The following is a 26,818-nucleotide window of genomic DNA, read 5'->3' as shown; positions in this document are numbered from 1 at the left end:
CGGCCCCGGCATGGTCGCCGGCTATGCGGACATGCGCGTCTATCCCGCCGACCGGACCTTCACCGACCACTTCTCGATCCCCGATCGCGCCGCCCCGGTGGAGGTGCTGTTCCTCGGCCGCGGCAACACCGACGGCGACGCCGTGGTCTGGGCGCCGAAGCAGCGGGTCGTCGCGAGCGGCGATCTGGTCGTGGCCCCGATCCCCTATGCCGCTCACACCTATCCCGGCGAATGGATCGCCACCCTGAAGAAACTGGAGGCGCTCGACTTCGCCTATCTGGTTCCGGGCCACGGACCGATGGAGACCGACCGGGCCTATGTCGACAAGCTGATCGCCGCCCTCGACAACGTCCGCGCCCAGGTTGGGCCCCTGGCCAGGGCCGACGTACCGCTGGACGAGGTGCGCAGGCGCATCGACCTGAAGCCCCTGCGCCATGACTTCGCCGGCGACGATCCCTGGCTGGGCTTCCTGTTCAGCGCGGTGTTTTCCGGCGACCTGGTGTCCAACGCCTATAAGGAAGCGCGCGGCGAGGCGGTGATCCAGGGCAAGGGCTGAGCCCTATAGCGACGCATAGGCCGCCTCGATCAGGCGGCGCGGCCGGGCGTCACCGATCAGGTCGGTGGACTGCTTGTTCATCACATAGGCGCCGGCCAGCCGGCGCTCCGGATCGGCGAAGCAGCAGGAGCCGCCCCAGCCCGAATGGCCAAAGGTCGCCTCGCCCGGCCCCCAGACCTTGACCGGGGCGTTGCGCATGAAACCGGCGCCCCAGCTCATCTCGAAGGGCAGGACCAGGTCCTGGCCTCGGATGCGCTCGCGGGAGGCCTCGGCGATCAGCGGCGGCGACAGCACCATCTCGCCGTCCAGCCAGCCCTGGTTGGCCAGCGCCCCCATCAGCCGGGCCAGGGCCGGCGCCGTGGCGTGACCATTGGCGGAAGGGATCTCAATGCGACGCCACTCCGCCTGGCCCCGGCCAGCGGGCGAGGCCCAGGGGGTCAGGAACGCGGCCGTGGTGGCGGGGTTGTGCTGGCCGAATTTCGGCAGGGCGGTCGGACGCTGCAACTCGGCGACGCGGCCATGCTCCTGGTCCGGCAGGCCGATCCAGAGATCAAGCTCCAGAGGTCCGGCAAGGTCCTCGCGCAGGGCCGTCCCCAGGGTGCGGCCGTCCACCCGGCGGAAGATCTCGCCAGCCAGATAGCCGAAGGTGATGGGGTGGTAGCCCGACGCCGTGCCTGGCGGCCAGAGCGGGGGCATGGCCGCCAGTCGGGCGCAGATGGCCTCCCAGTCGAACCACAGGGCCGGGTCCATCGGATCGGGAAAGCCCGACAGGCCCGCCTGGTGGCTCATCACCTGCTCGATGGTGACCTGGGCCTTGCCCGCCTGGGCGAAGTCCGGCCAGATTTCGGCCACGGCCTGTCCGTAGTCGAGCTTCCCGGCGTCGGCCAGCCGGGCGATCATCAGGGCCGCCACCGCCTTGGTGGTGGAGAACACCGGGGTCAGGGTGTGTTGGTCAAAAGCCTGGCTGCGGGCGCGATCGGCGAAACCGGCCCAGAGATCCACCACCACCTCGCCCGCCTCGACCAGGCAGAAGCGGGCGCCCAGTTCGGCCCCGGCCGCGAAATTGGCGGCGAAGGCTGCGCGGACGGCGGCGAACCGATCGGGACAGAGGCCGAAAATCTCGGTCATCCGAGGCGCCTCTCTAGGCCAGGCGTTCCATGCGCACGGTAGGCGAGGTCACCTTGAGCCGCTGGGCCATGCCGACGATCGGCAGTTCCGGCGAGCCGAAGGTCTGGGCGGCCATGATGGTCTCGGCCACGCCGCTGACCGCCCGGGCCAGGGCATAGGAAATGGTCAGGCCGTCAATCAGGGCCGCGCCATAGAGGGCGGTGAGCAGGTCGCCGGTGCCCTTGGGCGCGGAATCGGCGCGGGGGTGGGCGGCCAGCCAGGCCTCCTTCTTGTCGGCATAGACCACGCCGATCTCGGCGCCGCGCTGGACCGAGGAGACCAGCACCGGCTTGCCCAGCAGGCGCGCCGCGTGCAGGGCCTGGGTCGGGTCGCGGGCCTCGGCGCCGGTCATGCGCTGGAGCTCCCAGGTGTTGGGGGCGACGATATCGGCGCGGGGCACCAGGTCGCTGATCACCGCCTCGGCCACGTCGGCGGGGACATAGAGCCCCTTGCCGGCGTCACCGATGGTCGGATCGACGATGATGATCGGCTTGCGGGCTTCACGATCGCGCGGCGCGCCGCGCACGGCGTCGATGGCGCGGGCTGCGGCGCGGACCTGGGCGGCGGAGGCGAAATAGCCGGTCAGCACCAGGTCGGTCTGGCCGAACAGGCCATTGGCCTGGATGCCGTCAAGCATGCCTTCCAGCGCCTCGACCGGCACGGCGGCGCCGCCGGGCGCGCCCCAGCCGGGATGGCGGCCATAGAGCACGGTGGGCGCCACCATGCAGTCGATGCGGAACGGCGCGAGCGCCAGGGCCTGGGCGCTGCCGCCCACACGGCTGGCGGCGACATGACTGGAGAGAATGAGCGCGAGCGGCATGGACCGGTTGCTTAGCGGACGTCGCTGCGGCCGTCATCCCCAGTGTGGGTTCTGGCGAAAACGTGTCCGGAGGGGCGGGACAAAACGGGTGACCTGAGCGCGAGCCGGGCTGGAACAGCTCCGCTCAGGTCCCCGAGGGGTCGCGGGCCTAGTACCGGTAGTGGCCAGGCTTGAACGGACCTGCCTGCGGCACACCGATGTACTCTGCCTGGTCCTTGCTGAGCTGGGTGAGCTTGGCCCCCAGCTTTTCAAGGTGAAGCATGGCCACCTTCTCATCCAAGTGTTTAGGCAAGGTGTAGACGCCGATGTCGTAGGCGCCGCCATTGGTCCACAGCTCGATCTGGGCGAGCGTCTGGTTGGTGAAGGAGGCGCTCATCACGAAGGAGGGGTGGCCGGTGGCGTTGCCCAGGTTCACCAGGCGGCCCTCGGACAGGAGGATGATCTTCTTGCCGTCCGGGAATTCGACGTGGTGGACCTGGTCCTTGATCTTGTCCCACTTGAAGTTCCGCAGGCCGGCGACCTGAATCTCGGAATCGAAGTGGCCGATATTGGCGACGATGGCGTTGTTCTTCATCCGCCGCATGTGGTCGACGGTCAGGACGTCCTTGTTGCCGGTGGCGGTGACGAAGATGTCCGCCCGGTCGGCGACGTCGTCCATGGTCTGGACCTCGAAGCCCTCCATGGCCGCCTGCAGGGCGCAGATCGGGTCGATCTCGGTGACCACGACGCGGGCGCCGCCATTGCGCAGGGACTGGGCCGAGCCCTTGCCCACGTCGCCATAGCCCAGCACCACGGCGACCTTGCCCGACAGCATGACGTCGGTGCCGCGACGGATGGCGTCGACCAGGCTTTCACGGCAGCCATAGAGGTTGTCGAACTTGGACTTGGTGACGCTGTCATTGACGTTGATGGCGGCGAAGGGCAGTTCGCCCCGCTCGTGCATCTGGTAGAGGCGGTGGACGCCCGTGGTGGTCTCTTCCGACACGCCCTTGATGGCGTCGCGGATCGCTGAATAGAAGCCGGGCTTCTCCTTCAGATAGCGCTTCATCACCGAGAACAGGGCTTCCTCTTCCTCGTTCTGCGGATTGTCGAGGACCGAGGCGTCCTTCTCGGCCTTGGGGCCCAGCACGCAGAGCAGGGTGGCGTCGCCGCCGTCGTCGAGGATCAGGTTCGGATAGCCGCCATCCGCCCATTCGAAGATGCGGTGGGCGTAGTCCCAATACTCCACCAGGTTCTCGCCCTTGATGGCGAACACCGGGGTGCCGGCGGCGGCGATGGCCGCGGCGGCATGGTCCTGGGTCGAGAAGATGTTGCACGAGGCCCAGCGGACATCCGCGCCCAGGGCTTCCAGGGTCTGGATCAGCACGGCGGTCTGGATGGTCATGTGCAGGGAGCCGGCGATGCGCGCGCCCTTCAGGGGCTGGCTCGGGCCGAACTCGGCGCGGACGGCCATCAGGCCGGGCATTTCGGTCTCGGCGATGGCGATCTCCTTGCGGCCGAAGTCGGCCAGGGAGATGTCTTTGACGACGTAGTCGGTCATGGGGGGTCCTTGCGGGCGGGATCGGGGCTTTTTCGCTCTATAGCGGCCGTCGCACAGGCTCGCAACAAACATATAAAGAGTTCTTTATATGTCAGAACAAACCGCGCCGGGCCGGGCCTAGCGCCAGAAGCGGTCGGCTTCCGACAGCCGGGCCAGGGCCTTGGCGGCCCGCTTCAGGCCGGTCTCGGCGTCCTGCGCCTTACGCGCCGCCAGCCGCTCCGCCGCCTCGCGTCCGGCGACATCGAGATGCAGGGTCTTCACCAGCCGCGCGGCCACGGCGGCGTCGTTGAGCGCGCCGAGATCGTCCTGCAGCCGCTTGACCCGCCCGACCATCCTGGCGGCGGCGCGGGCCGGGAACAGGGGGGAGAAGGCCTCGGCCGCGTAGCGCAGGTTCTTGGCCTTGATCCGCAGTTTGTGGCGGCCCTCGGCGTCCAGGCCGTCGAAGTCCCGCGCCAGGCGCCGCCAGGCCTTCCAGCGTTCGCGCAGGGCGGCGCGGGCGAAAGCCCGGGCGCCCATGTCGCGGCGACGCCGGGCCTTCCTGTCCGGATCGGTCAGCCAGGTCCCGGTCTCGACCCAGGCGGCGGCGGACAGGACCAGTTCGCGGAACCGGCCGGAGGCCAGCGCTGCGCCAGCCTTGGCATAGGCCTTGGCCCGGGCCTTGGCGACCGCCTCGACGATCAGGGCCGCGTCAGCAGCGGCCTTGCCCTTCAGCCCTGCAAGCTCGCGGGCGAAGACATCCAGATCGCGCGCCTCGCCACAGGTTCCGGCCAGCCACTTCAGCTCTTCGCGGATCTTCGGCGCCTCGCCGTCGCCGACCAGGGCGGCGCAGGTGGAGATGGCGCTGCGCAGGCGGCGCACGGCCACCCGCAGCTGGTGCAGGGCGGCCTCGTCGGAGGTTTCGCGCACCAGGGCGGCGTTGGCGGCGATCAGGCCGAGCGTCGTGCGGGCGATGGCCTGGAAGGCGGCGGCGGCGCTGAGGCCGGCGGTGAGCCGCATCCGGGGCTGGACCCGGGGGGTGAGTTCGGCGCCGTCGCCCAGCATCTGTCCCTGGGCGGCCTTGCCCTCATAGGACAGATAGAGCGGGGCGGTGCGAGCCAGCTGGCGGGCCAGGGCGAACAGCTCCGAGGGCGAACCGGCCTTGAGTTCAAGTTCGAGCTCGCAGATCGCCCGGCGGCGGTCGCCGGCGGTGATCACCCCGAGATCTGCAGCGATCTCGATCATCGCCTCCCCGTAGGCGACCATGCGCTGGCGGCGATCGACGGCGACGCTGAAGGCCGGGGCCAGCGCCTTGCGGCGGGGCGCCGACAGGGCCTTGCGCAGGGCGGGCATGGAGAGGTCGAGGGCGTCGCCGGCGACCTTCTGCTCATATTCTTCGCGGCCGAACCCCTCGCCGCGCTTCAGGGTCTGCACCCGCTTGCCGCCGCTCTCGCGGACCCGCAGCGAGACGTGGTCGCGGCGCAGGCGGCCGTCCGGGGTGTCGAAATAGATGGCTCTGAGCGCGCGGGCCTCGGTGTCCCCGGCCGGCGCTGCGGCCAGCAGCGCCTCCAGGTCGCGGGGCTCGCACAGGAACTTCAGCTCGATCTCTTGATCTTCGGTCGCCAGACGAGCCTCCCGTGGCTTGGGTGTCGCAACTCTTCCTAGCATCGCGGGCGCGAGAACGCATGACCCACATCAAGGGCCAGTTTGCCTGCCGCAGCGCGGGCGGTGTAAGCGAGCTCGCCCCAAAGTGAGGAGTCCTCCATGAACGCCCCGATCTCGAACGCCCCGATCCGTCCGCAGGTTCAACCGCGCCATGACTGGACCCTTGAGGAGATCGAGGCCCTGTTCGATCTGCCGTTCACCGAACTGGTGTTCCAGGCCGCTGAAGTCCACCGCGCCTGGTTCGACCCCACCGAAGTGCAGCTGTCGCAGCTGTTGTCGGTGAAGACCGGCGGCTGTCCGGAGAACTGCGGCTATTGCAGCCAGTCCCAGCACTTCAAGACCTCCACCGTCGCATCGAAACTGATGGAGGCCGAGGCCGTGATCGCCGCCGCCGCCGAGGCCAAGGCCGGCGGGGCGCAGCGCTTCTGCATGGGCGCCGCCTGGCGCGACCTGAAGGATCGCGACCTGCCCCGGGTCGCCGCCATGATCTCCGGCGTCAAGGCGCTGGGGCTGGAGACCTGCGCCACCCTGGGCATGCTGACCCCAGACCAGGCCCGGGCCCTGAAGGCCGCCGGCCTCGACTATTACAACCACAACCTCGACACCGGCCCGGACTATTACGACAAGGTGGTCACCACCCGGACCTATCAGGACCGGCTCGACACCCTGGCCGCCGTTCGCGACGCCGGCGTCTCGACCTGCTGTGGCGGCATTGTCGGCATGGGCGAGACCCGCCGCGACCGGGCCGGCCTGCTGCAGGCGCTCGCCACCCTGCCCGCCCATCCCGACAGCCTGCCGATCAATGACCTGATGCCGATCCCCGGCACGCCTCTGGGCGATTCGGACGCCGTCGACGGGCTGGAGTTCGTGCGCATGATCGCGGTCGCCCGCATCGTCTGCCCCAAGGCGGTGGTGCGGCTGTCGGCCGGACGCGAGCACATGAGCCGCGAGCTCCAGGCGCTATGCTTCCTGGCCGGGGCCAATTCCATGTTCGTCGGCGGCAAGCTGTTGACCACCGCCAATCCGGACAAGGACACCGATGCGGCCCTGATGGCGGACCTGGGTCTGCGGCCCATGACCATGGCCTGACGGATTTGCGGGCGATGTCGGCGTGACGGGCGCCAATTCGTCCTGTGGGCTAGCTTGAGCCGGCGCCCCGCCCTATTTGGCGGGGACGCCTAACGCCCCGGGAGCCCGTGTGACGCCGATCATATCCGTGAAGGGTCTCACCAAGACCTATGCCGGGGGGTTCCAGGCCCTCAAGACCGTGGACCTGGACATCCGCAAGGGCGAGATCTTCGCCCTGCTCGGCCCGAACGGGGCGGGCAAGACGACGCTGATCAGCATCATCTGCGGCATCGTCAATGCGTCGACGGGCACGGTGCTGGCCGACGGCCACGACATCGTCAAAGACTACCGCGCCGCCCGGGACGCCATCGGCCTGGTGCCACAGGAGCTGGCCACCGACGCCTTCGAGACGGTCTGGGCCACCATCCGCTTCAGCCGCGGCCTGTTCGGCAAGCCGCCGAACCCCGCCTATCTGGAGAAGGTGCTGCGCGACCTGTCCCTCTGGGACAAGAAGGACGAGAAGATCATGGCGCTGTCCGGCGGCATGAAGCGCCGGGTGATGATCGCCAAGGCGCTCAGCCACGAGCCGCGCATCCTGTTCCTGGACGAGCCCACCGCCGGGGTCGATGTCGAGCTGCGCCGCGACATGTGGCAGATGGTCCGCGCGCTTCGCGACAACGGCGTCACCATCATCCTGACCACCCACTATATCGAGGAGGCCGAGGAGATGGCCGACCGGATCGGGGTGATCACCCAGGGCGAAATCATCCTGGTCGAGGACAAGGACGTGCTCATGCGCAAGCTGGGCAAGAAGCAGCTGACCCTGCACCTGCAGACGCCGCTCGCGGCCCTGCCCGCCGATCTGGCCGATGACACGCTGGAGCTCTCGGCCGACGGAACCGAGTTGACCTACACCTTCGACGTCCAGGCCCAGGAGACCGGCATCGCCGCCCTGCTGCGCCGGCTGGGCGACAAGGGCATCGACTTCAAGGACCTGCGCACCTCCGAAAGCTCGCTCGAGGAGATCTTCGTCAGCCTGGTGAGCACCCGGACATGAACCTCTACGCCATCCAGTCCATCTATCGCTTCGAGCTGGAGCGCACCTGGCGCACCATCCTGCAATCGATCGCCTCACCGGTGATCTCGACCTCGCTCTATTTCGTGGTGTTCGGCTCGGCGATCGGCTCGCGCATGGCCCAGGTCGACGGGGTCAGCTACGGCGCCTTCATCGTGCCGGGCCTGATCATGCTGTCGATCCTGACCGAGAGCATCTCCAACGCCAGTTTCGGCATCTACATGCCCAAATGGTCGGGGACGATCTACGAGGTGCTGTCGGCGCCGGTGTCGCCGCTGGAGATTGTCATCGGCTATGTGGGCGCTGCGGCCACCAAGTCGGTGATCCTCGGGGTCATCATCCTGGCCACGGCGCGGTTGTTCGTGCCGTTCTCCATCGTCCATCCCCTGTGGATGGTCAGCTTCCTGGTCCTGACCTCAGTCACCTTCTCGCTGTTCGGCTTCATCATCGGGGTGTGGGCCGACGGCTGGGAGAAGATGCAGATCGTGCCGATGATGATCGTCACGCCGCTCACCTTCTTAGGGGGAAGCTTCTATTCGATCAGCATGCTGCCGCCGGTGTGGCGCCACATCACCCTGTTCAATCCGGTGGTCTATCTGGTCTCCGGCTTCCGCTGGAGCTTCTACGGCGTCTCCGACGTCGGCGTCGGCGTCAGCCTGGCCATGACCGTGGTCTTCATGGTCGTCTGCCTGGCCGGCATCACCTGGATCTTCAAGACGGGCTACAGGCTGAAGGTGTGATCTTGTCCCCTGCCTTGCCGACGCGCCGAAGGGCGCGTCCTCGCCCCGCTTGCGGGGAGAGGTAAGGTGAGGGGGACGATCTGGCGGTGGCGCGCGAGCGACGGTCGAAAGACCCTCCGCTTCGCGGCGGGCCCCTCACCCCAACCCTCTCCCCGTGAACGGGGCGAGGGAGAAGGATTACTCTTCCTCGTCGAAGCGGGCGCTGACCAGGGCGGTGAGGGCTTCGACGGCGGGGGCGGCTTCAGCGCCTTCGGCCTCGATGTCGATGCAGCAGCCTGGGCCGGCGGCAAGCATCATCAGGCCCATGATCGAGCGGGCATCGACCGTCTGGCCGTCCTTCGAAACCCTGACTTCGGCGTCAAAGGTCGAGGCCAGCTTGACGAACTTGGCCGAGGCCCGAGCGTGCAGACCGCGCTTGTTGATGATTTCGACGTTCTGGCGCGCCGTCACTTTTCCCCCGCGAGGACGTAGGACGCCACGGAAATATACTTGCGTCCAGCCTCCTGCGCATGAGCGACGCAATCTTCCAGCGGCAGTTTGGTGCGCACGCTGGCCAGCTTGATCAGCATGGGCAGGTTCAGGCCGGCGATCACCTCGGCCTTGGTCTGCTCCATCACGGAGATGGCCAGGTTGGAAGGCGTACCGCCGAACATATCGGTCAGCAGAATCACCCCGCCGCCCGAATCCACCCGCTCGCAGGCCGACAATATGTCCTTGCGGCGCCGCTCCATGTCGTCTTCCGGGCCAATACAGATGGCGGCCACGGCGGTTTGCGGGCCAACCACGTGCTCCATGGCGAAGACGAACTCCTCGGCCAGCCGCCCGTGCGTGACGATCACGAGGCCGATCATTTGAACTTTCTCAACGGGAATCCCCACCCGGCCGCGGCGGGTCGACAGCCGCGCGGCCGTCTTGATACGCTCCTTCCGCGCGGCCTCCAAGATGCTGCAATGCACGAGCGAGCTTCGCAGGCGCAGAAGACTCAAGCGGCGAGAGAATGATCAGGGGCAGGCTCAACCCTAAATAAGCTTTCCAGGCGGGTTCCGGGATCCGCTCCGGGGCGCCCAGGCCGACGCACAGCCCAATGCGGCAATAGGGAATGGCCGGTTCGGTCACCACGTCCAGACCCCGCACCTCAAGCCTGCCGGCCAGGGCGTCAGGCGCGCGACCATAGAGCGCGCCGCCGCTCTGCCAGATCAGCACGCGATCGTCGGCCACCAGCCGAAATCCATGGCCCAGGGCGCGCAGGGCCAGGTCGCTCTTGCCGGCGCCGGACGGACCCTCGATCAGGACGCCGCGCCAGCCACCAGGACCGAAGGCGGCGATCAGCCCGGCGTGCAGGATCATCGCCTCGCCTCGGGCAGGGTCACCACGAACCGGGCGCCGAGCACCGCGCCTTGGGCGTCCAGGCGATTCTCCGCCCGGATCGTTCCGCCATGGGCGGCGACGATCTGGCGGGCGATGGACAGGCCCAGGCCCGAATTGCCGCCGAAGGCCGCGCCCTTGGGTCGCGACGTGTAGAAGCGCTCGAACACGGTCTCCAGATTGTCCGGCGGCACGCCCGGGCCATCATCCTCGACCACCGCCACGGCCTCGCCCTTCTGTCGCTCCAACCGCACCCGGACCTCGCCGCCGGCCAGGCTGAAGGAGCGGGCGTTGTCGATCAGGTTGCGGAACACCTGGGCGATCGGCCCCTCGCGGCCGGAGACCAGGATCGGCTCAAGCAGGTCAGGGGCCGAATAGCGGATCGAATAGTGGATCGCGGGTTCGCCGGGCTTGGCCTGATTGTCATAGGCCTGGGTGATTTCGGTCAGCAGCCGGCCCAGATCGAAGGCGCGGGGGTCCTCCCGCGACAGCTCGGCGTCCAGGCGTGAGGCGTTGGAGATGTCGGTGACCAGCCGGTCGAGGCGCTGCACATCCTGCTTGAGGATGCCCAGCAGCCGCTCTCGAGCCGCCGGATCGGTGATCAGGTCCAGGGTCTCGACGGCCGAGCGCATCGAGGTCAGCGGGTTCTTGATCTCGTGGGCCACGTCGGCGGCGAAGCGCTCGATGGCGTCCATCCGCTCCGACAGGGCGCTGGTCATGGCCTCCAGCGAGCGGGTCAGGTCGCCGAGCTCGTCCTGGCGACCGGCGATGTCGGGCAGGGTGATGGCCCGGGCCCGCGACAGCCTGACCCGGTCGGCGGCCCGCGCCAGGCGGCGGATCGGATTGGCGATCAGGTTGTTGAGCAGCAGGGAGGAGGCGAGCGTCACCCCGATGGACAGCAGGATGAAGGGCAGAAGGGCGGCGCGCTGGCGGGCGACGATCTCATCGACATCGCTCGCCTCCAAGGTCAGCACCCCCAGCACCGCCTGGACGTGCTGGATGGGGATCGAGACCGAGACCACCCGCTCGCCGTCATCGCCGACCCGCATGCCGGCCCAGTGGCGGCCGCCCATGGCCTCGGCCACCTCATGGGCCAGGGCCTGTTTGGCGCCCGGCGGCGGGCCAGGCGGCGGCTTGGGCGTCTGGAACTGCATGGTGACGCCGGCGGCGCCCTGGTCGCGGGGCTTGGCGGGAGGCAGAACCTTCCATTCCACCCGGTCGGCGACCCAGTAGGAATCGGCGATCAGCTTGCCATGGGCGTCAAACAGCCGGGCCCGCTGGGTGCGCGGGTTGGAGAGCAGTTGCAGGATCTGGCTGGCGTAGCCGGGATCGAGCGCCGGCGCGGGTTCGCCCACCGTCGCCGCCTGGTCGATGATGGTGGCGATCAGCTCGCCCTGGGTGGTCAGGCTGTCGATCCGCGCATTGACCAGGCCGCGCCGCAGCTCGTTCAACACCAGGGCCCCGACGATCAGGATCGCCAGGCCCAGCATGTTGAGCACGATGATCAGCCTACCGATGCGCGAACTGGGCAGCCACCTTCGCCAGGCGGGCCCCGCGCCGGGGTCAGGCTTCGCGGTATCTGTATCCGACGCCATAAAGGGTTTCGATCGCGTCGAACTCAGGGTCCACCTCGCGGAACTTCTTCCGCATGCGCTTGATGTGGCTGTCGATGGTGCGGTCATCGACATAGACCTGATCGTCGTAGGCCGCGTCCATCAGGTTGTCGCGGCTCTTCACGAAGCCGGGACGCTGGGCCAGCGACTGCAGCAGCAGGAACTCGGTGACGGTGAGCTTCACCGGCTTGCCGTCCCACAGGCAGTCGTGGCGGGCGGGATCGAGGGTCAGCTTGCCGCGCTTCAGGGCCCGGGCGGCCGCATCAGCGGCGGCGGTGGGAACCAGCTCCTCGCCATCCGCGCCGGCCCGACGCAGCACCGCCTTCACCCGTTCCAGCAGCAGGCGCTGGCTGAACGGCTTGTGCATGTAGTCGTCGGCGCCGAGGTTGAAGCCCAGGATCTCGTCGATTTCCTCGTCCTTGGAGGTGAGGATGATCACCGGCAGGTCGGAGGTGCGGCGCAGACGGCGCAGGACTTCCATGCCGTCCATGCGCGGCATCTTCACGTCGAGGATGGCGAGGTCCGGCGGGTCGTTTTCCAGCGCGGCCAATCCGGTCGCCCCGTCAAAATAGGCTTTGACCGCGTGGCCGTGACTTTCGAGGGCGAGGCTGACCGACGTGACGATGTTTTCGTCGTCGTCCACCAGGGTGATCTTGGCCATGTCTGGGTGTCGGGTCCTTCGGGCGATGCAGACTTGAGGTGTTCGCAAGCTAATCGGACGTCACCATGGCCTCAATGGGGCGGCTGGGAGGCGTCACTTTCAAAGTGAAATGCGTCAGCGATGCGAAGAGTTGTCGAATCCGCAGTGTGACGCGCGGCGGCCCGGGCGTCCATTCAGTGTGTCATGCGGTCGCAGCGTTAAATCAGACCTTAAGTTTGTTCGTGGAACCTTGCTCGACGAGGGCGGGAGACCGGTATGTCCGGCGCACAGGTACACTACGAGCTGTTCATCCGTCGGACGCCAGGCGCCGCCTGGGTTCTGGACATGGCGACGGAGAACCGCGCCCTGGCCACGAAGACGGCCGAGGAGATGATGAGCGCCGGCAAGGTCGCCGCCGTGAAGGTCTGCAAGGAATCGCTGAACGCCGAGACGCGCGAGTTCCAGTCGATCTCGATCCTGACGCTCGGCGCCGCCGAGCCGGTCAAGGCCAAGGCGGTCCGCGAGGACAATGAGCCGCTCTGCTTCACACCCCAGGACCTCTACACCGTCCACGCCCGCGACCGTATCGGCCGGCTCCTGGAACACTGGCTGGACCGCCGCAACGCCACCCCCTTCGAGCTGCTGCACCGCCCCGACCTGGTCGAGGAGCTGGAAGGCTCCGGCACCGACCTGCAGCACGCCATCCAGAAGATCGCCATTCCCGAGGCCCAGGCGCGCGGCAAGACCGTCCACGAGCTGATGCGAACCTTCCAGGGCCTGGTGGAGCGCGCCATCGAGCGCATCCTGAAGGACGCCAAGAAGGGCAATCTGCCCGACGTCGACAAGGAAGGCTTCGCCAAGGCCGCCGAGCGCGTCTCCCGCGAGCCCGAGCGCGCCTATCTGCTGGGGGCCGGGGTCGCCGCCTCCATCGCGCCGGCCCGCACCTGGTCGGACAAGGTGGTCCGCCTGCTCGACCTGGCCGACGCCGCGCCCATCGTCGGGCCGCCACGCGGCCTGGCGCTGGGCGTCATCGAGCAGCCGATGGCCGAGATCCTCGGCTCCCGCGCCGGCCTCGACGAGCTGATCGGCAAGGAGCTCGACCTCGGGGTGCGGCTGGCGGCCATGGCGCGCCTGGCCGCCGCCGGCCCGGTCGGCGCCCTGATGAAGATCGAGCCTTCGGTCGCCAAGATCATGCCGCCGGAGACCCCGGCCACCCAGCGCCTGGCCAAGTGGCTGGCCACCGAGGATTTCCAGGCCGTGCGCGTCGCCATCGCGCGGCGCGTGCTGCGCGAGCTGACCGGTCCCCGTCGCCTGCGGCCCAATGATCCGACCGGCGAGATCGAGACCCTGCGGGCGCTGGCCATGGCGCTGACCGCCGCCGCCGGCAGTCTGGTGCCGCTGGACGAGGTCCAGGCGGCGTTCGTCACCCGCTCCAAGACCCTGCTGACCCCGGACTTCGTGGAATCCTACATCGGCCGCGATCGTTCGGCCAAGGAGGAGGTCGAGGCCCTGATGTGGCTGGCCGAGAACGTGATCGGCGCGGTCAACAAGCGCCAGGCGGGGCGTTACCTGGCCTCGTCGATCGGCGGCATGCGCTTCGAGAAGGAGCTGCGCAACGGCCCCGATGCGCCGGGCGTGAAGCTGGAAGCCCTGGCCCAGCTGCAGCGCGGCGTCGCGCGCGGCGGCCTGGTGCCCGAGGACTATGGCCCGCTGCAGGCCAAGATCGGCGATGTCGGCGGCCAGGTGGAAGCCGACGCCAAGGTGGTCACCACCCTCGCCCGCGGCCAGTCGGCCCCGGCCCTGCGGCTGCTGGTGCTGCTGCGCATGGCGGCCGGGGAAATCTCGCCGATCGGTCCCGCCGCCGATCGCGCCCGCGCCGAGGCGCTGAAGCTGATCCGCCTCGACGAGACCCGCAACGACCTCGCCCGCGCGCCCGAACGCATGGGCCAGGTGCGCCAGCTGATGGAACAGATCACCAAGGCGGCGTGACCGACCCCGGGAGCTACAGCCCCAGCACGTCCTTGAGGGCCGCGACCACCCGGTCCACATCCGCCTCGGCCATGCCCGGATAGAGCGGCAGGGACAGGCAGCGATCGTACCAGGCGTCGGCGCCGGCCAGCCGTTGTTCGCCATAGCGGGCGACATAATAGGGCTGGCGATTGACCGGGATGTAGTGGACCTGGGTCCCGACCCCCCGCGCCTTCAAGGCTTCCACCACCTTGAGCCGGGTCAGGCCCAGGCCCGGAAAGTCGATCAGGGCGACCATCAGGTGCAGGACCGGATCGCTCCAGGCCGGTGTGGCGGCGATCTTCAGGGCGGGCGCCAGGGGCGCGAGCGCCGCCTGATAGCGGGCGGCCAGCGCCTTCCGCCGCGCGGCGAAGCGGTCGAGCTTGCCCAGCTGCGACAGGCCGAGCGCGCAGAGAATGTCCGGCAGGCGATAGTTGAAGCCGGGCTCCGGCATCTCGTACCACCAGGGCTCGCAGCCCTCCGGCCGGACCATGCCGTGGCTGCGCAGGGTCCTGAGCCTGTGGGCCAGAACAGGGTCATGGGTGGTGACCATGCCGCCCTCGCCGGTGGCGATGGTCTTGACCGGATGGAACGAGAAGGTGGCCATGGCGGAATGGCGGACGTCGCCCACCCGCTCAACGGTGTTCCCGAAGGTGGCTGTGGAGCCCAGGGCGTGGGGCGCGTCCTCGACCAGCACCGCCCCGGCCTCCCCCGCCAGTCGCGCCAGGGCCGGCAGTTCGGCCACGTCGCCGCGCAGATGCACCGGCAGCACCGCGCGAAGACGGCGGTCCCCGACCTTCTCCAGAGCCTGGGCCAGGGTGTCGGGGGTCATCAGGCCGGTGTCGGGGTCGACGTCGGCGAACACCACTTCGGCGCCGACATAGCGGGCGCAGTTGGCGGTGGCGAGGAAGGTGATGGCGGGCGCGATACAGACCTCGCCCGGCGCGACGTCCAGGGCCAGCATGGCGAGGTGCAGGGCGGCCGTGCCATTGGCGCAGGCCACGGCGTGGGCCGCGCCCACCTGTTCGGCGAAGGCGGTCTCGAAGGCCTCGACAAGGGGGCCTGTGGTCAGGAAGTCGGCGCGCAGGGCTTCGGCCACCGCGGCGATATCGTCCTCCTCGATCGTCTGGCGGCCATAGGGCAGGACGGCGTCGGTCATGCGGCTCAGTCCGTCAGGCGCCGGCGCGGCGGCGCAGGATCATTAAGCAGCTCCAGCAAGCCCTCGCCGCTCAGCCACTCCTCATTGGTGTCGCTGGCATAGGCGAAACCGTCCGGAACCAGCGGCCTGGTCTTCGAATAGGACTCCCGGGGATATTCCACGAAGGCCGGCTCGATGGCGTAACGGTCGCCGAGGTCCACCGTGGTGCGGGCGTCGTCCACCGAGATCATCATCTCGTGCAGCTTTTCGCCGGGACGGATGCCGATGACCTTGATCGGCAGGCCGGGCGCCATGGCCTCCGCCAACTCGGTCATCTTCATCGAGGGGATCTTGGGCACGAAGATCTCGCCGCCACGCATCAGGCTGAAGGAGGAGAGCACGAAATCGACTCCCTGGTTCAGGGTGATCCAGAACCGGGTCATGCGCGCGTCGGTGATCGGCAGCTCGGTGACGCCCTTGGCCAACAGCCTTTGGAACAGGGGGGCGACGGAGCCCCGCGAGCCCACCACATTGCCATAGCGCACCACCGAGAACCGCGCGCCGATGTCGCCGGACAGGTTGTTGGCCGCCACGAAGGTCTTGTCCGAAGCGAGCTTGGTCGCCCCATAGAGATTGGCCGGATTGCAGGCCTTGTCGGTCGACAGCGCCACCACCTGCTTCACGCGGTTGGCCAGACAGGCCCAGACCACGTTCTCCGCGCCCATGATATTGGTGTGGATGCACTCGGACGGATTGTACTCCGCCGCCGGCACCTGCTTCAGGGCGGCGGCGTGGACGACGATGTCGACGCCCCGAAAGGCCAGGGTCAGGCGCTCGCGGTCGCGGACATCGCCCAGGAAGAAGCGCATGGCCGACATGGTCTGGGCGTCGAATTTCTCGGCCAGGTCGATCTGCATCTCGTGCTGCTTCAGCTCGTCGCGCGAGAACACGATCAGCTTGCGCGGCCGGAACCGGTTCAGCACGGTCTCCACGAAGCGCTTGCCGAACGAGCCGGTGCCACCGGTGACCAGGATCACCTTGCCGTCGAGATCAGGGGAATTGTCGGCGAACCGGTGCACGGGCGGCCCTCTTTCGGCGCGGAATGCGAATCTTCGCCGCACTCTCAGGGCGGCCGCGTAAAGAGACCGCTAACCATGATGTGGCGCTCTGTCGCGTATGGATCGTCGTCGTCTCCTCAGCCTCGCGCTCTTCGCCGCCCTCGCACCGGCCGCCGCCTGGGCCGGAAAGCCCAAGGACGGCTCTGAGGGCGACAAGAAGTCGGGCGGCACCTCCTATATCGCCATCGCCACCCTGACCGCGACGGTGGTCAAGCCGGGCGGGCGGCGCGGGGTGATGACCGTCGACTGCGGCCTCGACATCCCCGACAAGGCGCTGCACGACAAGACCCAGCTGCTGCTGCCCAGACTACGGGCCGCCTATATCCAGACGGTGCAGATCTACGCCGCCGGCATGCCGCAGGGCCCGCCCCCCAGCATCGACTATCTGTCGCGGGAGCTGCAGCGCCAGACGGACCTGACCCTGGGCGCGGCCGGCGCCAAGCTGCTGCTGGGCTCCGTGCTCCTGAACTGAGGCCCTATTGCGCGCCGGCGGCCTGGGCGGCGGCGTCCATGAAGCGGGCGAGCGCCAGGTCCAGCTCGGTCACCCCGTTGGCGTCATGGGTGGTCAAGGTCACCTCGACCCGGTTGTAGACATTGAACCATTCGGGATGGTGGTCGAGCTGTTCGGCCCGGATCGCGGCGCGGGTCATGAAGCCGAAGGCGGTGTTGAAGTCGGCGAATTTGTAGCGCCGGAAGATCGCCTCCCGCGCCCCCTCGGCCCGGCTCCAGCCCGGCAGCTGGGCGAGCGCCGCCTCCGCGCCGATCCGGGCCGGACGGCTCACGCCGCAGTCCCGAAGGTCAGGCCGGTGAGCGCGGCGAGTTCGGCCAGGGTCTGGTCCACATCGACCACCTTGATGGCCTTCATGCCCAGTTGGGCGGCCGGCTTGCAGTTGACGCCCAGGTCGTCGAGATAGACGCAATGGGCCGGGTCGACCGCCAGCAGCTCGCACATCATCAGATAGATCTTGGGATCGGGCTTGCGCACGCCGGCCTTGGAGCTTTCGATGATCGCGTCGAACAGCGGCATCACCTGGCCCATGGCCCCGGCCATGCGCTGGCCGGCGTCCTGGCCCGGGCTGTGCTCTGAGACCACGTTATTGGTGATGCAGCCGACCTTGAACCTGGCCTTGCAGGCCTTCAGGGCCTCGACCATGGCCGGGCGCAGCATGCCCGACAGCAGCGGCAGCACCTCGCGGCCCGGCACCGGATGGCCGAGCGCCGCAGATTCCGCCAGGAACAGCTCGTCGAAGCGGGCGGTGTTGATCTCGTTGCGCTCGAACAGGGCCCAGGCGTTGGTGTCCGGATCGGTGGCGTTCACCCGGCGGATCAGATCCTTGGGCAGGCCCTTCTCCGCCTCATAGCGATTGAAGGCCTCGAAGGGCGAGGTGGTGAACACCCCGCCAAAATCCCAGATCACCGCTTCGATCGCCATGGTCGCTCCAGCCTTGAAAATGCGGCGCGACGCTAGTTAGCGGGGCCATGTCGTGCAAGAGAACTCGACGCATGTTGCTCACCAACCTTCCCCGCCGCCTGCGCCTGAGCCTCTATGCGGCCGCCGTCGGCGTCCTGCTGTGGCTGACGCTCGCCCCCACGGACGAGCTGCCCAAGGTCACCCTTTGGGACAAGGCCGAACACGCCCTGGCCTGGTTCGTGCTCACCGCCCTGGGCCTGGCCCTGTCGCCGCGCCGGCCGCGCGCCATCGTCGTCTTCGCCCTGGTCCTGGGCGTGATGGTCGAGGTGTTGCAGGGGACCATGGGTGTGGGCCGGGACGCGGATTGGCGCGACGTGGTCGCCGACAGCGTGGGCGTGGCCTGCGCCTATGGGCTCTATCGCCTCGGCCTTCACCTGTCGGCGCGCCGGACCCGGGGATGAGCCTGCGTCACGCCCCCTGGGCCGAGGGCCACGATTTCTCCATCGGCCTGAAGCCGATCGCGCCGGAGCACTGGCTGGAGGGCGGCGAGGCCGATCCGACCGCCCGCAAGGACGCCCTGCTGGCCGCCCACCGCGATCTGGTCTGGGGAGAGACGGCGGATTCGCGGGCCGGCCAGGCGGAGATCGCCGACCTGCTGGGCGTCGCTGCGGCCGATGACCAGCCGCCGCTGCTGGCCGCCGCGCGGACCGTGGCCGACGACCTGATCCTGATGGAAAAGACCGACGGCGACTGGCGGGTCACGGCGCTCAGCCTGTCGGCCCCGACCTTCTTCACGGCGGCCGAGGTGCTGGGAAAGAGCCTGGCCGAGTTGCATGGCCCGGTCCACGGCTTCGCCGAGCGGTTCCTGGTCCGGGTGCGACGGATCTTCGATGGCCTGCGCCCCGAGCTGATCCTGGAGCGGCGCAACTGGACCATCGTCAATTCCGGCGAGAGCTTCACCCCCCATTCGGCCCCGGTGCGGGCGCAGATTCCTGACCTCAGGACTGAGACCGCCGGCCGCGACCTGTTCATCCGAGTGGAGCGCCAGACCCTGCGCCGCCTGCCCCGCACGGGCGGCGCCCTGTTCACCATCCGGGTGTGGCTCGACCCGCTCGACAGCCTGACCAAGGACCCCGAGCGCCTGGCGGCCTTCGCCCGGGCCTGGCGCGAGGCCCCGGCGGATTTCAAGGCCTATAAGGGTTTTTCGCTCTACGCGCCCCTGGTCGAGGGGTTTCTTCGCGCTCACGGTGAAACCCACAGCGTTAACGGAACCTGATCCGCATCGTCCGGCCTCCCTCGTCCCGGAGCCGCCGGAGGAGCCCATGCGCCTCAGCCTCATACCGCTTACCGCCGCCCTGCTGGCCCTCGGGGCCTGCGATTCCGTGACCAGGCTGGCCGGACTGCAGGCGCCGCCCGCCGCGCCCGCCTGCCATCCCGCGCCCGCAGCGCCCCAGGCGGCGCCGGCCTGCCCGACCATGAGCCCGGAGGCGCCGGCCCCGGCCACCGCGACCGCCGTGATCGAGCCCTATCCGGCCGGGCCCTATGTCACCGTCGAGCGGACCGCCACCCGGCGGGTCTATCACCGCGTCGTCGCCCATCGGCAGCAGGCCCAGGCCATCACCCAGGTCCGCCGCTACGTCTATGCCCGGGTCGAGCAATTCGCCGGCGGCCCGCGCCCGGCCCCGCCCTATGACGGCCAGGTCGATGTGCCCGAACGCCACGCCTATGCCCGGGTCGACACCGAGACCCGCTACAGCGAGAGCGCCCGCTACACCCAGAGCGAAGAGCATGGCTACGCCGCTCAAGGCGGCGGCTATCAAAGCAGCGGCTACGCGATGCAGGGCGGCGGCTACGGCTATGGCCACGCGGCCGGCGCCGACTGCGGCTGCGGCCCCCAGCCCGCCGCCGGACGCGACCGCAACGGCTTCCTGACCTGGCCGGGCAAGTCGGCCGCACGTCCTTAATTTCTCTTCACCATTGGCCCGGCCCTTGCCGGGCTCAGACCTCACGGTCCCGCTTCGGGACGCTTGAGGGGAAACACCAGACATGCGTTCGCCCAACGGACCACTGTTCAAGCGCTACGAGATCGTCGCCATCGTTCTGTTCCTGACCGCGGCGGCCGCCGTCGCCGGCATGAAGCTGGTCTACTGAGCCTGGGCGGGGGACAGGAATACTACCCGATATGGGGACCGTGACGGCGTGTCCCGCTTGTTAAGAATGGCGTTCCGTCGCACCTCTGCGGCCATGCCGGGATCGGGTTTTCACGGATTGGCGGAATGAAGCCACGACTGGTCTCCCGGCTGACCAACGAATATCTGCTGCGCGTGCTGGACCAGCTGCGCGCGGGCTTCGACGGCGACATCGTCAAGGGGATGATCTTCCTGGCGGTGACCCAGTCCAATGTCGGCCACATCGATCATGACCCCGGCCTGGCCAAGAGCTGGTCGGACGTCGACACCCCGCCGCCGGACCATCTGCGCCGCCCGGTCTCGGCCGGCGCCATCGCCAGCCTGCTGGGCCTGCCCAAGGAAACCGCGCGGCGGAAGATCCGCCAGATGGTCGAGGACCGCTACTGCGCCCTGGCCCCGGGCGGGGTGATCGTGCCGCGCCGGGTGTTCTTGCGCCCGGGCAATGTCGACGCCCTGGTGCGTCACGCCGCCGACCTGCGCGGCTTCTACGCCGCCCTCGCCGAGCACGACATCGGGGCGACACGGGACTACGCCCTGGCCCCAGGCCAGGCCCGCCTGCGCCAGTTGGGCCGGTTCAGCGCCGAGTACATCCTGTGCGCCGTGGACGGAATGAAAGCCTTGTTCGGGGGCGAACTCCTCTCCGGCCTGATCTTCATGGCGATCACCGCCGCCAATGTCCGCCACATCACCGACGCCCCCGGCGATCTCTATGCCGAGCTCGACACCCCGCCGCCCGACACCGAGCGCCGGCCGATCTCGGCCATGGCGCTATCGCGGGAGCTGGGCATTCCCGCGGAGACGGTTCGCCGCCATGTCCGCCAGCTGGAGCGGGACGGCTATTGCGTGGCGCGCCGAGAGGGGCTGGTCACGCCCAATGACGTCCTGATGCGCGCCGATTTCCGACAGGCCACCGCCCAAAGCGCCGCCCATGTCGGCTGGCTGCTGCGCCAGATGGCCCAGGTGGGGGTGCTGACGCCCCGCGCCCTCGCCCCCATCTGATCGGGCCCGCCCTGACCCCGCGTCACCCCTGACAAGTCGTCCTTCAGCTGTCACAGGACCGTGGCAGACTGAGTTGAGACCAAGGACGAGACGGCATGAGCGCGCGGATTCTGCCCCTGACGGGAGTCGAGAACTTCCGGGACTATGGGGACTATTCCACCCGCGCCGGCGGTCGGGTGGCCCCTGGCCGGCTCTATCGCTCCGCCCATCACGGCAAGGCGACGCCGCAGGACCTGGAGACCATCGGCGCCCTGGGCCTGGCCGCCGTGGTCGATCTGCGCCGCCCCCTGGAACGGGACAATGAGCCCACGCCCCGGCCGCCGGGCTTCACCGGCCAGGTGATCGAGTGCGACCTGGGCGACCGGGCCGAGGCGCCGCACATCGCCTTCCTGCGCGAAACCGACCTGACCCCGGTGAGCGCCAACGCCTTCTTCATGGACTACTACGCCAACGCCCCGTTCGAGGAGCGGCACCTGGAGCTGTTCCGCCGCTATTTCGCCGCCCTGGCCGAGGCTGAGGGCCCGGTGCTGATCCACTGCACGGCGGGCAAGGATCGCACCGGCCTCTTGGCCGCCCTGACCCACCACCTGCTGGGGGTCCACAACGACGACATCCGCGCCGACTATCTCCTGACCAACCAGGCCGCTCGCCTGGAAGAGCGCGCCCCGACCGTGGCGGAGAACCTGGAGAAGCTGCTCGGCAAGCGGCCCTCGGACGTGGCGGTCCGCGCCTTCCTGGGCGTCGACGCCGCCTATCTGGACGCGGCCTTCGCCGCCATCGCCGCGCGCAGCGGCTCCACAGAGGCCTATCTGGCCGGATTGGGCGTCGACGAGGCCGCCGCCGCGCGACTGCGAGCCCGACTCATCGTCTGAGGCTCATCCCCTGGGGCTCAGGCCAGCCAGTCCAGCAGGCCGAGCTTGGCCATCCAGGCCAGGCTCATGTGGATCTGGCGACGCCGGGGGATCGGGAAGGCCAGGATCAGCTCGCGCACCGGTCGCGACGCACCGTCGGCCAGCAGCTCCAGGATCCGACCGTGCTCCTCGGCATTGCCTCGCCAGCCGCCGAACGCCTTGTCCAGCTCCACCGCCTGGGTGCGGGCCAGATCCTCGGCGCCCACGCCGGGCCGCAGGCTGAGGCGGGCGTCGAGATCGAGGATGTCGGTGGCGAACCCCGCGAAGTCGGCGAAGGGATCCCCCCGCGAGGGGTCCAGCGCCGGCGCCGGCGCCGGGCCCGGCGCGGCGGCGCGGAGCTCGGCCAGCTCGTCGGTCAGGTCGCGGATCTGGCGGGCCACCACCGGCCAGTCGCAGAACGCGGCCACCCGCGCCCGCCCCGCCGCGCCCATCTGTCGCCGCAGCTGCGGATCACCGGCCAGGCGGGCGATCGCCTCGGCGGCGCGGCCGACGTGGACGGCGGTGTACTGGGCCACCGCCCCCACATAGACCTGATAGGATTCCACCAGCGCCAAGTGCCGGGCGGCCATATTGGCGCCGGAGACGCCGGGCGGGCCGCCCAGGGTCGGGATCAGGAAGCCCTCCACGCCGTCGCGGACCGTGTAGCGATAGCCGTCCCAGTCCGAGGCCACCACCGGCAGGCCGGCGGCCATGGCCTCGATCGGGGTGATGCCGAACGTCTCCTGGATGTTGTCGACCAGGGACAGGAAGATGTCGGCGGAAGCCCATAGCTCGCCCAGCAGGTCGCGGTCATTGCCGTCCAGCAGGTTCAGGGAAATGGAGGGCGCATAGGCGCTCGCAGCCTCGACATAGCGCCGGCGGTCCAGATCGCCATTGGGGAACCAACCGGCCATCACGAAGTGCAGCCGCTTGCCGGATTGGCCGGCCGCCTCCTCCAGGGCGCGGAACATCGGCTGGGGGAAGGCCTTCTCGAAGAAGGACAGCCGCCCGACCCACAGGACCAGTATGTCGTCCTCGCCCACCCCCAGTTCGGCGCGGCGGCTCTGGCGGACCTGGGGCCGGTCGGCGAGCGCCGCCATGGCCGGGCCATCGACCCCCAGCGGGATCAGGGGCAGGCGCGGGGCCGGGCGTGTGGTCGCGCCGAACCGCCCGGCCATGTGGTCGCCCCAGGCCTCGAACATCTGCTCGGTCGCCGCCCGCACCGCCGGGGAGGTGCAGATCAGGGCGTCCCAGGCCTGGGTGGGCGCGAGCAGATTGCCGATGATCTGGGCGCGAATGGCCGGCGGGGCCAGGGTGTGAATCAGCCCCACCAGGCTGTAGCCCCGGTCGCCCAGGGCGCGACGGCGCATCCAGGCCAGGTCCGCCAGGTCGGCCGAGCCGCGCAGCAGGGCCCCGGCCCGGGCCGGGGCCCCATGGTCGAGCACACTGGCCGCGCCGATCGCCGTGGGGGAGGTCTCGCCCGGGAACAGCCCCTGGGCCAGGGCCTCGGCCGGGACCTGGTTCAGGGTCAGGAAATCGATCTGGTCGAAGCCGCCATGGCGGGCCAGCGCCTGGTACAGCTGCAGATTGGCGACGTCGCGGCCGAAGGGATTGGCGCCCAGGCCGACCTGGCCGGCGGGATTGTAGATCGTCAGGCCTCGGGCCAAGTCAGCCTCTCGCGATGGGGGCGGCGTGGCGCACGCGGAACCCGGTGAATCGCCGCGACCATGCCCATCAGGGACGCTGACAACAAGTCCGCCGCCGGGGATCGCCGAGGCCGGCGGTTTGAATCCGCCCAGGAATGCGCTATCTGGTCGGCGCACACGAGAGAGACCGGCCCGATGGCTCGCGCCTTCGACATCGCCGCCCTGCCCGCCACGGCCCCAAAGGCCGGGGGCGCGATGCTGTGCAAACCCATGTTCGCCACCATGATGATTACCACCGAACCGCAAGGACCGGGGCGAACGCGCGCGTCATAGACGCAAGCCGACCAGATCGCGAGATCAGGAACCCCGCTCCTCCAGGATGCGGGGTTTTTTATTGCGCGGTCGGCCGGTCCCTTCTCACACCACAAGGACCCAGACCCATGACCCTCCAGCTTTCCCAAGTCCCTGAACCTGTGCAGGTCGCCGTCGGCGCCGACCCTTCGCCGACCCATGTCTTCCTGGTCGCCGCCCGCCATGCCCGCGCCGCCCTGCGCGCCATCGAGGACGGGCTGTGGGTCTCAGGCGCCGAGTTGCTCGGCCTGACCCTGCGGCCGGTCGGCCAGATCGTCGAGGCGGTGGTGCGGCTCGGCAATCTCGACGAGCCCCAGGCCGAACGCCTGGCCGCGCGCCTGGCCCAGGGCCTGGGCGTCCAGGGCGTCCGGGTCGAACACCATTGGGGGCTCAAATGAGCTGGCCGGCCAATCACGACGACGCCGGCGCCGGCCGCCATGTGTTCCTGGTGGAGATGGACGCCGGACCCGACGCCCTGTTGCGGGTGCTGGGCCCCTTCGCCCTGCTCGGCGCGCGGGTCACGGGGCTGGACCTCACCGACCGCGACAGCCGCCTGGACCTGCGCATCGAGGCGCGCGGCCTGGCCACGACCCTCGCCGACCATCTGGGCCGCAAGCTCCGCGCCCTGCCATCGGTCCGCGCGGTTGGTCAGGGCTGGATCAGCTGACCGGCTCAGACCGGCGGCGGCGTCAAGTCGACAGGACTGGAAGCATCACGCTTGGCGCACCCGACACGATTCGAACGTGTGACCTTTGCCTTCGGAGGGCAACGCTCTATCCAGCTGAGCTACGGGTGCATGCTGAAGCGGATGAGGCTTCTAGCGGAAAGATCGGGGAAGCGAAAGGTCAGACCTTCGCCGGTTCCGCCGCCGGCGCCTGGGTGGTCAGGGAGACGAAGACGTCCTCCAGATCCGGGTCCTCGGTGGCGATGTCCTTGATGTGCAGGCCCGCGGCGCGGACGGCGGCCAGCACCTGTTCCACACTCGACTGGCCGGTGCGATAGGTCACCTGGAAGGCGCCGCCGGCCCTGAGCCTGGTCTCGAAGCCCGCGAGTTCGGGCGCCGCCTCGAGCGGGCTCTCCGGCGTCACCACCACCGCGCGGGTGTCGAGGCGCCCCAGCAGGGTCGCGGTCGGCTCGCAGGCCACCACCTGGCCCCGGTTGATGATGGCGATCTGGTCGCAGAGCTCCTGGGCCTCTTCCAGATAGTGGGTGGTCAGCACGATGGTGACGCCCTTGCGGTTCAGCTCCAGCACATAGCGCCACAGCTGGCGGCGCAACTCGACATCGACCCCGGCGGTGGGTTCGTCGAGGATCAGCACCGGCGGATTGTGGGTCATGGCCTTGGCGACCATCAGCCGGCGCTTCATGCCCCCCGACAACTGCCGGACATAGGCATTGGCCTTGTCGCCGAGCCCCAGGGCGTTGAGCAGCTCCATGGTCCGGCGCTCCGCCGGGGGCACGCCATACATGCCGGCCTGCACCTCCAGCGACTCGCGCGGGGTGAAGAACGGGTCGACCGAGATCTCCTGCGGCACCACCCCGATGGCGGCGCGGGCGTCGCGCGGGCGCTCATCGATGTCGCGGTCCCAGATCCTGACCTTGCCTGAGGTCTTCTTGGTCAGACCGGCCAGGATGTTGATCATGGTCGACTTGCCGGCCCCGTTCGGCCCCAGGAGGCCGAAGATCGAGCCCCGGGGAATCTTGAGGTCGATGCCTTTCAGGGCCTGCATCTCGGCGGTGGTCTTGGTGGCCGGGTAGGTCTTGATCAGGCCTTGGACTTCGATCGCGTAGTCGGGAAGGGTCATGAAGGATCTTTGGGAATATCTTTAGGTCAAAGGCGTGATTGACGCCGAAAGCAGTGCTCGCATACCTAGGCGCGCGGACGTCATACGCCAAGCGTCCGCCGCCGGAGAATTCCATGGCCCGCAAAGCCCCGCCCGCCCCTGTCGCCGCCGCCGAGCCCGTTGGTCCCGCGCCGGAGATCGTCACCGTCCATTCCCATCGCATGTCCTGCGACGGGGTCGGAGGCGCGCTCGGCCATCCTCGGGTCTATCTGGAGATGGGGGCCGCCGGCTTCGTCGAGTGCCCCTATTGCGACCGCCGCTTCGTCCTGGCCCATGGCGACGAGGGTCTGGAGAACGAGCTGACCGCGCCCGGCGTCTATGAAGGCTCGCACGGGCACTAAATATTTGAATTAGAGTCTTTTTGCTTGGTTCAGATGAGTCCATCCGAACCGAAAGGGCTCTAGGATTTCCGTCCGATCCTGCTGTCCGGGTCCGATATCCGCGAGGATGTCACCGATCGGGCGCCTATATCGTCTTCCAGAGATCGGAGGACGCCCATGACCCACGCCGCCACGTTTCACGCCCTGCACCGGGGCCCGGACATCCTGGTGCTGCCCAATGCCTGGGACGCGGCCAGCGCCGCCCTGATGGCCGACGCCGGCGCCAAGGCCGTCGCCACCTCCTCGGCCGCCGTCGCCTGGGCCCATGGCTATGCCGATGGCGATGTCCTGCCGGTTGCGACCCTGATCAGCGCGCTCGCGGAGATCGCCCGGGTCTTGCCGGTCCCGCTGACCGCCGACATCGAGGGCGGCTATAGCGACGATCTCGCCCAGGTGGCCGACACTGTTCGGGCCGTGATCGGGGCCGGGGCCGTGGGGATCAATCTGGAGGACGGCCGGCGCGATCCCGACCTTCACGCCCGCAAGATCGAGACCGCCCGCGAGGCGGCCGCGAAGGCCGGGGTCGACCTGTTCATCAACGCCCGCACCGATGTCTATCTGGCCCGGCTGGTCGAACCGGACCAGGCTGAGGCCGAGGCGATCCGCCGGGGCCAGCTCTA

General features: G+C 69.1%; 31 protein-coding genes and 1 tRNA gene. 16 read left to right on the top strand and 16 right to left on the bottom strand.

What is annotated here, in order from left to right:
- Positions 1 to 556, top strand: a 556-nt coding sequence (locus Q7P21_RS07445; RefSeq protein WP_304165237.1) for an MBL fold metallo-hydrolase, incomplete at its 5' end; no start/stop codon positions are given.
- A 3-nt stretch (positions 557 to 559) separates the two neighbouring features.
- Here Q7P21_RS07445 and Q7P21_RS07440 read toward each other — a convergent pair.
- From Q7P21_RS07440 to Q7P21_RS07425, 4 genes are all read right to left on the bottom strand, one after another.
- Positions 560 to 1,684 carry a serine hydrolase domain-containing protein gene (locus tag Q7P21_RS07440; protein WP_304176462.1) on the bottom strand — a complete coding sequence of 375 codons (1,125 nt, stop codon included), beginning with the start codon at positions 1,682 to 1,684 and terminating at the stop codon, positions 560 to 562.
- A 13-nt stretch (positions 1,685 to 1,697) separates the two neighbouring features.
- Positions 1,698 to 2,543: a bifunctional hydroxymethylpyrimidine kinase/phosphomethylpyrimidine kinase gene (locus tag Q7P21_RS07435; RefSeq protein WP_304165231.1), complete on the bottom strand. Its 846-nt coding sequence runs from the start codon at positions 2,541 to 2,543 to the stop codon at positions 1,698 to 1,700.
- Between the two features lie 148 nt (positions 2,544 to 2,691).
- Positions 2,692 to 4,083, bottom strand: a complete 1,392-nt coding sequence (gene ahcY, locus Q7P21_RS07430; protein ID WP_304165229.1) for an adenosylhomocysteinase — start codon at positions 4,081 to 4,083, stop codon at positions 2,692 to 2,694.
- Positions 4,084 to 4,200: 117 nt separating this feature from the next.
- On the bottom strand, positions 4,201 to 5,727 hold the full coding sequence (locus Q7P21_RS07425) for a CYTH and CHAD domain-containing protein (RefSeq protein WP_304165226.1): 1,527 nt from the start codon (positions 5,725 to 5,727) through the stop codon (positions 4,201 to 4,203).
- Positions 5,728 to 5,823: 96 nt separating this feature from the next.
- On the opposite strand from Q7P21_RS07425, the gene bioB reads away from it, so the two are divergent.
- From bioB to Q7P21_RS07410, 3 genes are all read left to right on the top strand, one after another.
- Positions 5,824 to 6,813 carry a biotin synthase BioB gene (gene bioB / locus Q7P21_RS07420; RefSeq protein WP_304165224.1) on the top strand — a complete coding sequence of 330 codons (990 nt, stop codon included), beginning with the start codon at positions 5,824 to 5,826 and terminating at the stop codon, positions 6,811 to 6,813.
- Between the two features lie 109 nt (positions 6,814 to 6,922).
- On the top strand, positions 6,923 to 7,849 hold the full coding sequence (locus Q7P21_RS07415) for an ABC transporter ATP-binding protein (protein WP_304176459.1): 927 nt from the start codon (positions 6,923 to 6,925) through the stop codon (positions 7,847 to 7,849).
- Positions 7,846 to 8,607, top strand: coding sequence for an ABC transporter permease (locus Q7P21_RS07410; protein WP_304165219.1), 762 nt, complete (start codon positions 7,846 to 7,848; stop codon positions 8,605 to 8,607). Before Q7P21_RS07415 ends, Q7P21_RS07410 begins: the two co-directional genes overlap by 4 nt.
- A 177-nt stretch (positions 8,608 to 8,784) precedes the next feature.
- On the opposite strand, the gene Q7P21_RS07405 is transcribed toward Q7P21_RS07410, so the two are convergent.
- Genes Q7P21_RS07405 through Q7P21_RS07385 form a run of 5 tightly spaced genes read right to left on the bottom strand, consistent with a single transcriptional unit; the run spans position 8,785 to position 12,246 of the window.
- Positions 8,785 to 9,057: an HPr family phosphocarrier protein gene (locus tag Q7P21_RS07405; protein WP_304165217.1), complete on the bottom strand. Its 273-nt coding sequence runs from the start codon at positions 9,055 to 9,057 to the stop codon at positions 8,785 to 8,787.
- Positions 9,054 to 9,458: a PTS sugar transporter subunit IIA gene (locus Q7P21_RS07400; protein WP_304165214.1), complete on the bottom strand. Its 405-nt coding sequence runs from the start codon at positions 9,456 to 9,458 to the stop codon at positions 9,054 to 9,056. Before Q7P21_RS07400 ends, Q7P21_RS07405 begins: the two co-directional genes overlap by 4 nt.
- A 10-nt stretch (positions 9,459 to 9,468) precedes the next feature.
- The gene (locus tag Q7P21_RS07395; protein WP_304165211.1) at positions 9,469 to 9,954 is read right to left on the bottom strand and encodes an HPr kinase/phosphorylase; all 486 of its coding nucleotides are present in this window, start codon (positions 9,952 to 9,954) and stop codon (positions 9,469 to 9,471) included.
- The gene (locus Q7P21_RS07390; protein ID WP_304165208.1) at positions 9,951 to 11,567 is read right to left on the bottom strand and encodes a stimulus-sensing domain-containing protein; all 1,617 of its coding nucleotides are present in this window, start codon (positions 11,565 to 11,567) and stop codon (positions 9,951 to 9,953) included. Before Q7P21_RS07390 ends, Q7P21_RS07395 begins: the two co-directional genes overlap by 4 nt.
- Positions 11,536 to 12,246 carry a response regulator transcription factor gene (locus tag Q7P21_RS07385; protein WP_304165205.1) on the bottom strand — a complete coding sequence of 237 codons (711 nt, stop codon included), beginning with the start codon at positions 12,244 to 12,246 and terminating at the stop codon, positions 11,536 to 11,538. Before Q7P21_RS07385 ends, Q7P21_RS07390 begins: the two co-directional genes overlap by 32 nt.
- 255 nt (positions 12,247 to 12,501) lie before the next feature.
- On the opposite strand from Q7P21_RS07385, the gene Q7P21_RS07380 reads away from it, so the two are divergent.
- Positions 12,502 to 14,214, top strand: coding sequence for a hypothetical protein (locus Q7P21_RS07380; RefSeq protein WP_304165202.1), 1,713 nt, complete (start codon positions 12,502 to 12,504; stop codon positions 14,212 to 14,214).
- 13 nt (positions 14,215 to 14,227) lie between these two features.
- Here Q7P21_RS07380 and pseC read toward each other — a convergent pair whose 3' ends face one another.
- Positions 14,228 to 15,391, bottom strand: a complete 1,164-nt coding sequence (gene pseC / locus Q7P21_RS07375; protein ID WP_304176457.1) for a UDP-4-amino-4,6-dideoxy-N-acetyl-beta-L-altrosamine transaminase — start codon at positions 15,389 to 15,391, stop codon at positions 14,228 to 14,230.
- 5 nt (positions 15,392 to 15,396) lie between these two features.
- Positions 15,397 to 16,449 carry a UDP-N-acetylglucosamine 4,6-dehydratase (inverting) gene (gene pseB, locus Q7P21_RS07370; protein WP_304165197.1) on the bottom strand — a complete coding sequence of 351 codons (1,053 nt, stop codon included), beginning with the start codon at positions 16,447 to 16,449 and terminating at the stop codon, positions 15,397 to 15,399.
- Between the two features lie 97 nt (positions 16,450 to 16,546).
- Between pseB and Q7P21_RS07365 the strand changes: the two genes are divergently transcribed.
- Positions 16,547 to 16,960 carry a hypothetical protein gene (locus Q7P21_RS07365; RefSeq protein ID WP_304176455.1) on the top strand — a complete coding sequence of 138 codons (414 nt, stop codon included), beginning with the start codon at positions 16,547 to 16,549 and terminating at the stop codon, positions 16,958 to 16,960.
- Positions 16,961 to 16,964: 4 nt separating this feature from the next.
- Here Q7P21_RS07365 and Q7P21_RS07360 read toward each other — a convergent pair whose 3' ends face one another.
- Together Q7P21_RS07360 and Q7P21_RS07355 are read right to left on the bottom strand one after the other, a co-directional pair.
- On the bottom strand, positions 16,965 to 17,270 hold the full coding sequence (locus Q7P21_RS07360) for a 4a-hydroxytetrahydrobiopterin dehydratase (RefSeq protein WP_304176453.1): 306 nt from the start codon (positions 17,268 to 17,270) through the stop codon (positions 16,965 to 16,967).
- Entirely contained in the window at positions 17,267 to 17,920 is a 654-nt protein-coding gene (locus Q7P21_RS07355) for an HAD-IA family hydrolase (protein WP_304165188.1), read from the bottom strand. Before Q7P21_RS07355 ends, Q7P21_RS07360 begins: the two co-directional genes overlap by 4 nt.
- Positions 17,921 to 17,991: 71 nt before the next feature.
- Between Q7P21_RS07355 and Q7P21_RS07350 the strand changes: the two genes are divergently transcribed.
- From Q7P21_RS07350 to Q7P21_RS07325, 6 genes are all read left to right on the top strand, one after another.
- Positions 17,992 to 18,360 (top strand): VanZ family protein, encoded by a 369-nt coding sequence (locus Q7P21_RS07350; RefSeq protein ID WP_304165185.1) that lies wholly within the window; start codon positions 17,992 to 17,994, stop codon positions 18,358 to 18,360.
- Positions 18,357 to 19,175 (top strand): heme-dependent oxidative N-demethylase subunit alpha family protein, encoded by an 819-nt coding sequence (locus Q7P21_RS07345; protein WP_304176451.1) that lies wholly within the window; start codon positions 18,357 to 18,359, stop codon positions 19,173 to 19,175. Before Q7P21_RS07350 ends, Q7P21_RS07345 begins: the two co-directional genes overlap by 4 nt.
- Before the next feature lie 46 nt (positions 19,176 to 19,221).
- Positions 19,222 to 19,863 (top strand): hypothetical protein, encoded by a 642-nt coding sequence (locus Q7P21_RS07340; RefSeq protein WP_304176449.1) that lies wholly within the window; start codon positions 19,222 to 19,224, stop codon positions 19,861 to 19,863.
- 82 nt (positions 19,864 to 19,945) lie between these two features.
- Positions 19,946 to 20,050, top strand: coding sequence for a hypothetical protein (locus Q7P21_RS07335; RefSeq protein ID WP_242565309.1), 105 nt, complete (start codon positions 19,946 to 19,948; stop codon positions 20,048 to 20,050).
- A 125-nt stretch (positions 20,051 to 20,175) separates the two neighbouring features.
- Positions 20,176 to 21,087: a helix-turn-helix domain-containing protein gene (locus tag Q7P21_RS07330; RefSeq protein WP_304165175.1), complete on the top strand. Its 912-nt coding sequence runs from the start codon at positions 20,176 to 20,178 to the stop codon at positions 21,085 to 21,087.
- Between the two features lie 95 nt (positions 21,088 to 21,182).
- Complete coding sequence (locus tag Q7P21_RS07325; RefSeq protein WP_304165171.1) at positions 21,183 to 21,959, top strand: tyrosine-protein phosphatase; 777 nt, start codon at positions 21,183 to 21,185, stop codon at positions 21,957 to 21,959.
- A 17-nt stretch (positions 21,960 to 21,976) separates the two neighbouring features.
- On the opposite strand, the gene Q7P21_RS07320 is transcribed toward Q7P21_RS07325, so the two are convergent.
- Positions 21,977 to 23,644, bottom strand: coding sequence for a glycosyltransferase family 4 protein (locus Q7P21_RS07320; RefSeq protein WP_304176447.1), 1,668 nt, complete (start codon positions 23,642 to 23,644; stop codon positions 21,977 to 21,979).
- 419 nt (positions 23,645 to 24,063) lie between these two features.
- Here Q7P21_RS07320 and Q7P21_RS07315 point away from each other — a divergent pair, with 419 nt between their 5' ends.
- Together Q7P21_RS07315 and Q7P21_RS07310 are read left to right on the top strand one after the other, a co-directional pair.
- Positions 24,064 to 24,372, top strand: coding sequence for a hypothetical protein (locus tag Q7P21_RS07315; protein WP_304165163.1), 309 nt, complete (start codon positions 24,064 to 24,066; stop codon positions 24,370 to 24,372).
- Positions 24,369 to 24,641, top strand: a complete 273-nt coding sequence (locus Q7P21_RS07310) for a hypothetical protein (RefSeq protein ID WP_304165161.1) — start codon at positions 24,369 to 24,371, stop codon at positions 24,639 to 24,641. The genes Q7P21_RS07315 and Q7P21_RS07310 overlap by 4 nt, the downstream gene beginning before the upstream one ends.
- 52 nt (positions 24,642 to 24,693) lie before the next feature.
- Here Q7P21_RS07310 and Q7P21_RS07305 read toward each other — a convergent pair.
- Both Q7P21_RS07305 and Q7P21_RS07300 read right to left on the bottom strand, forming a co-directional pair.
- Positions 24,694 to 24,770: transfer RNA gene (locus tag Q7P21_RS07305), tRNA-Arg, on the bottom strand.
- 49 nt (positions 24,771 to 24,819) lie between these two features.
- Positions 24,820 to 25,779: an ABC transporter ATP-binding protein gene (locus Q7P21_RS07300; protein WP_304165160.1), complete on the bottom strand. Its 960-nt coding sequence runs from the start codon at positions 25,777 to 25,779 to the stop codon at positions 24,820 to 24,822.
- Positions 25,780 to 25,892: 113 nt separating this feature from the next.
- Here Q7P21_RS07300 and Q7P21_RS07295 point away from each other — a divergent pair, with 113 nt between their 5' ends.
- Complete coding sequence (locus Q7P21_RS07295; protein WP_304165158.1) at positions 25,893 to 26,159, top strand: zinc-finger domain-containing protein; 267 nt, start codon at positions 25,893 to 25,895, stop codon at positions 26,157 to 26,159.
- 156 nt (positions 26,160 to 26,315) lie between these two features.
- Positions 26,316 to 26,818 (top strand): isocitrate lyase/phosphoenolpyruvate mutase family protein (locus Q7P21_RS07290; RefSeq protein WP_304176445.1); only part of this gene is annotated, 503 nt, incomplete at its 3' end.

It is taken from the genome of Phenylobacterium aquaticum (genome assembly GCF_947378715.1).
GTDB classification, from domain to species: Bacteria; Pseudomonadota; Alphaproteobacteria; order Caulobacterales; family Caulobacteraceae; genus Phenylobacterium; species Phenylobacterium aquaticum_A.
This window is presented reverse-complemented; position numbering and strand designations above follow the sequence as displayed.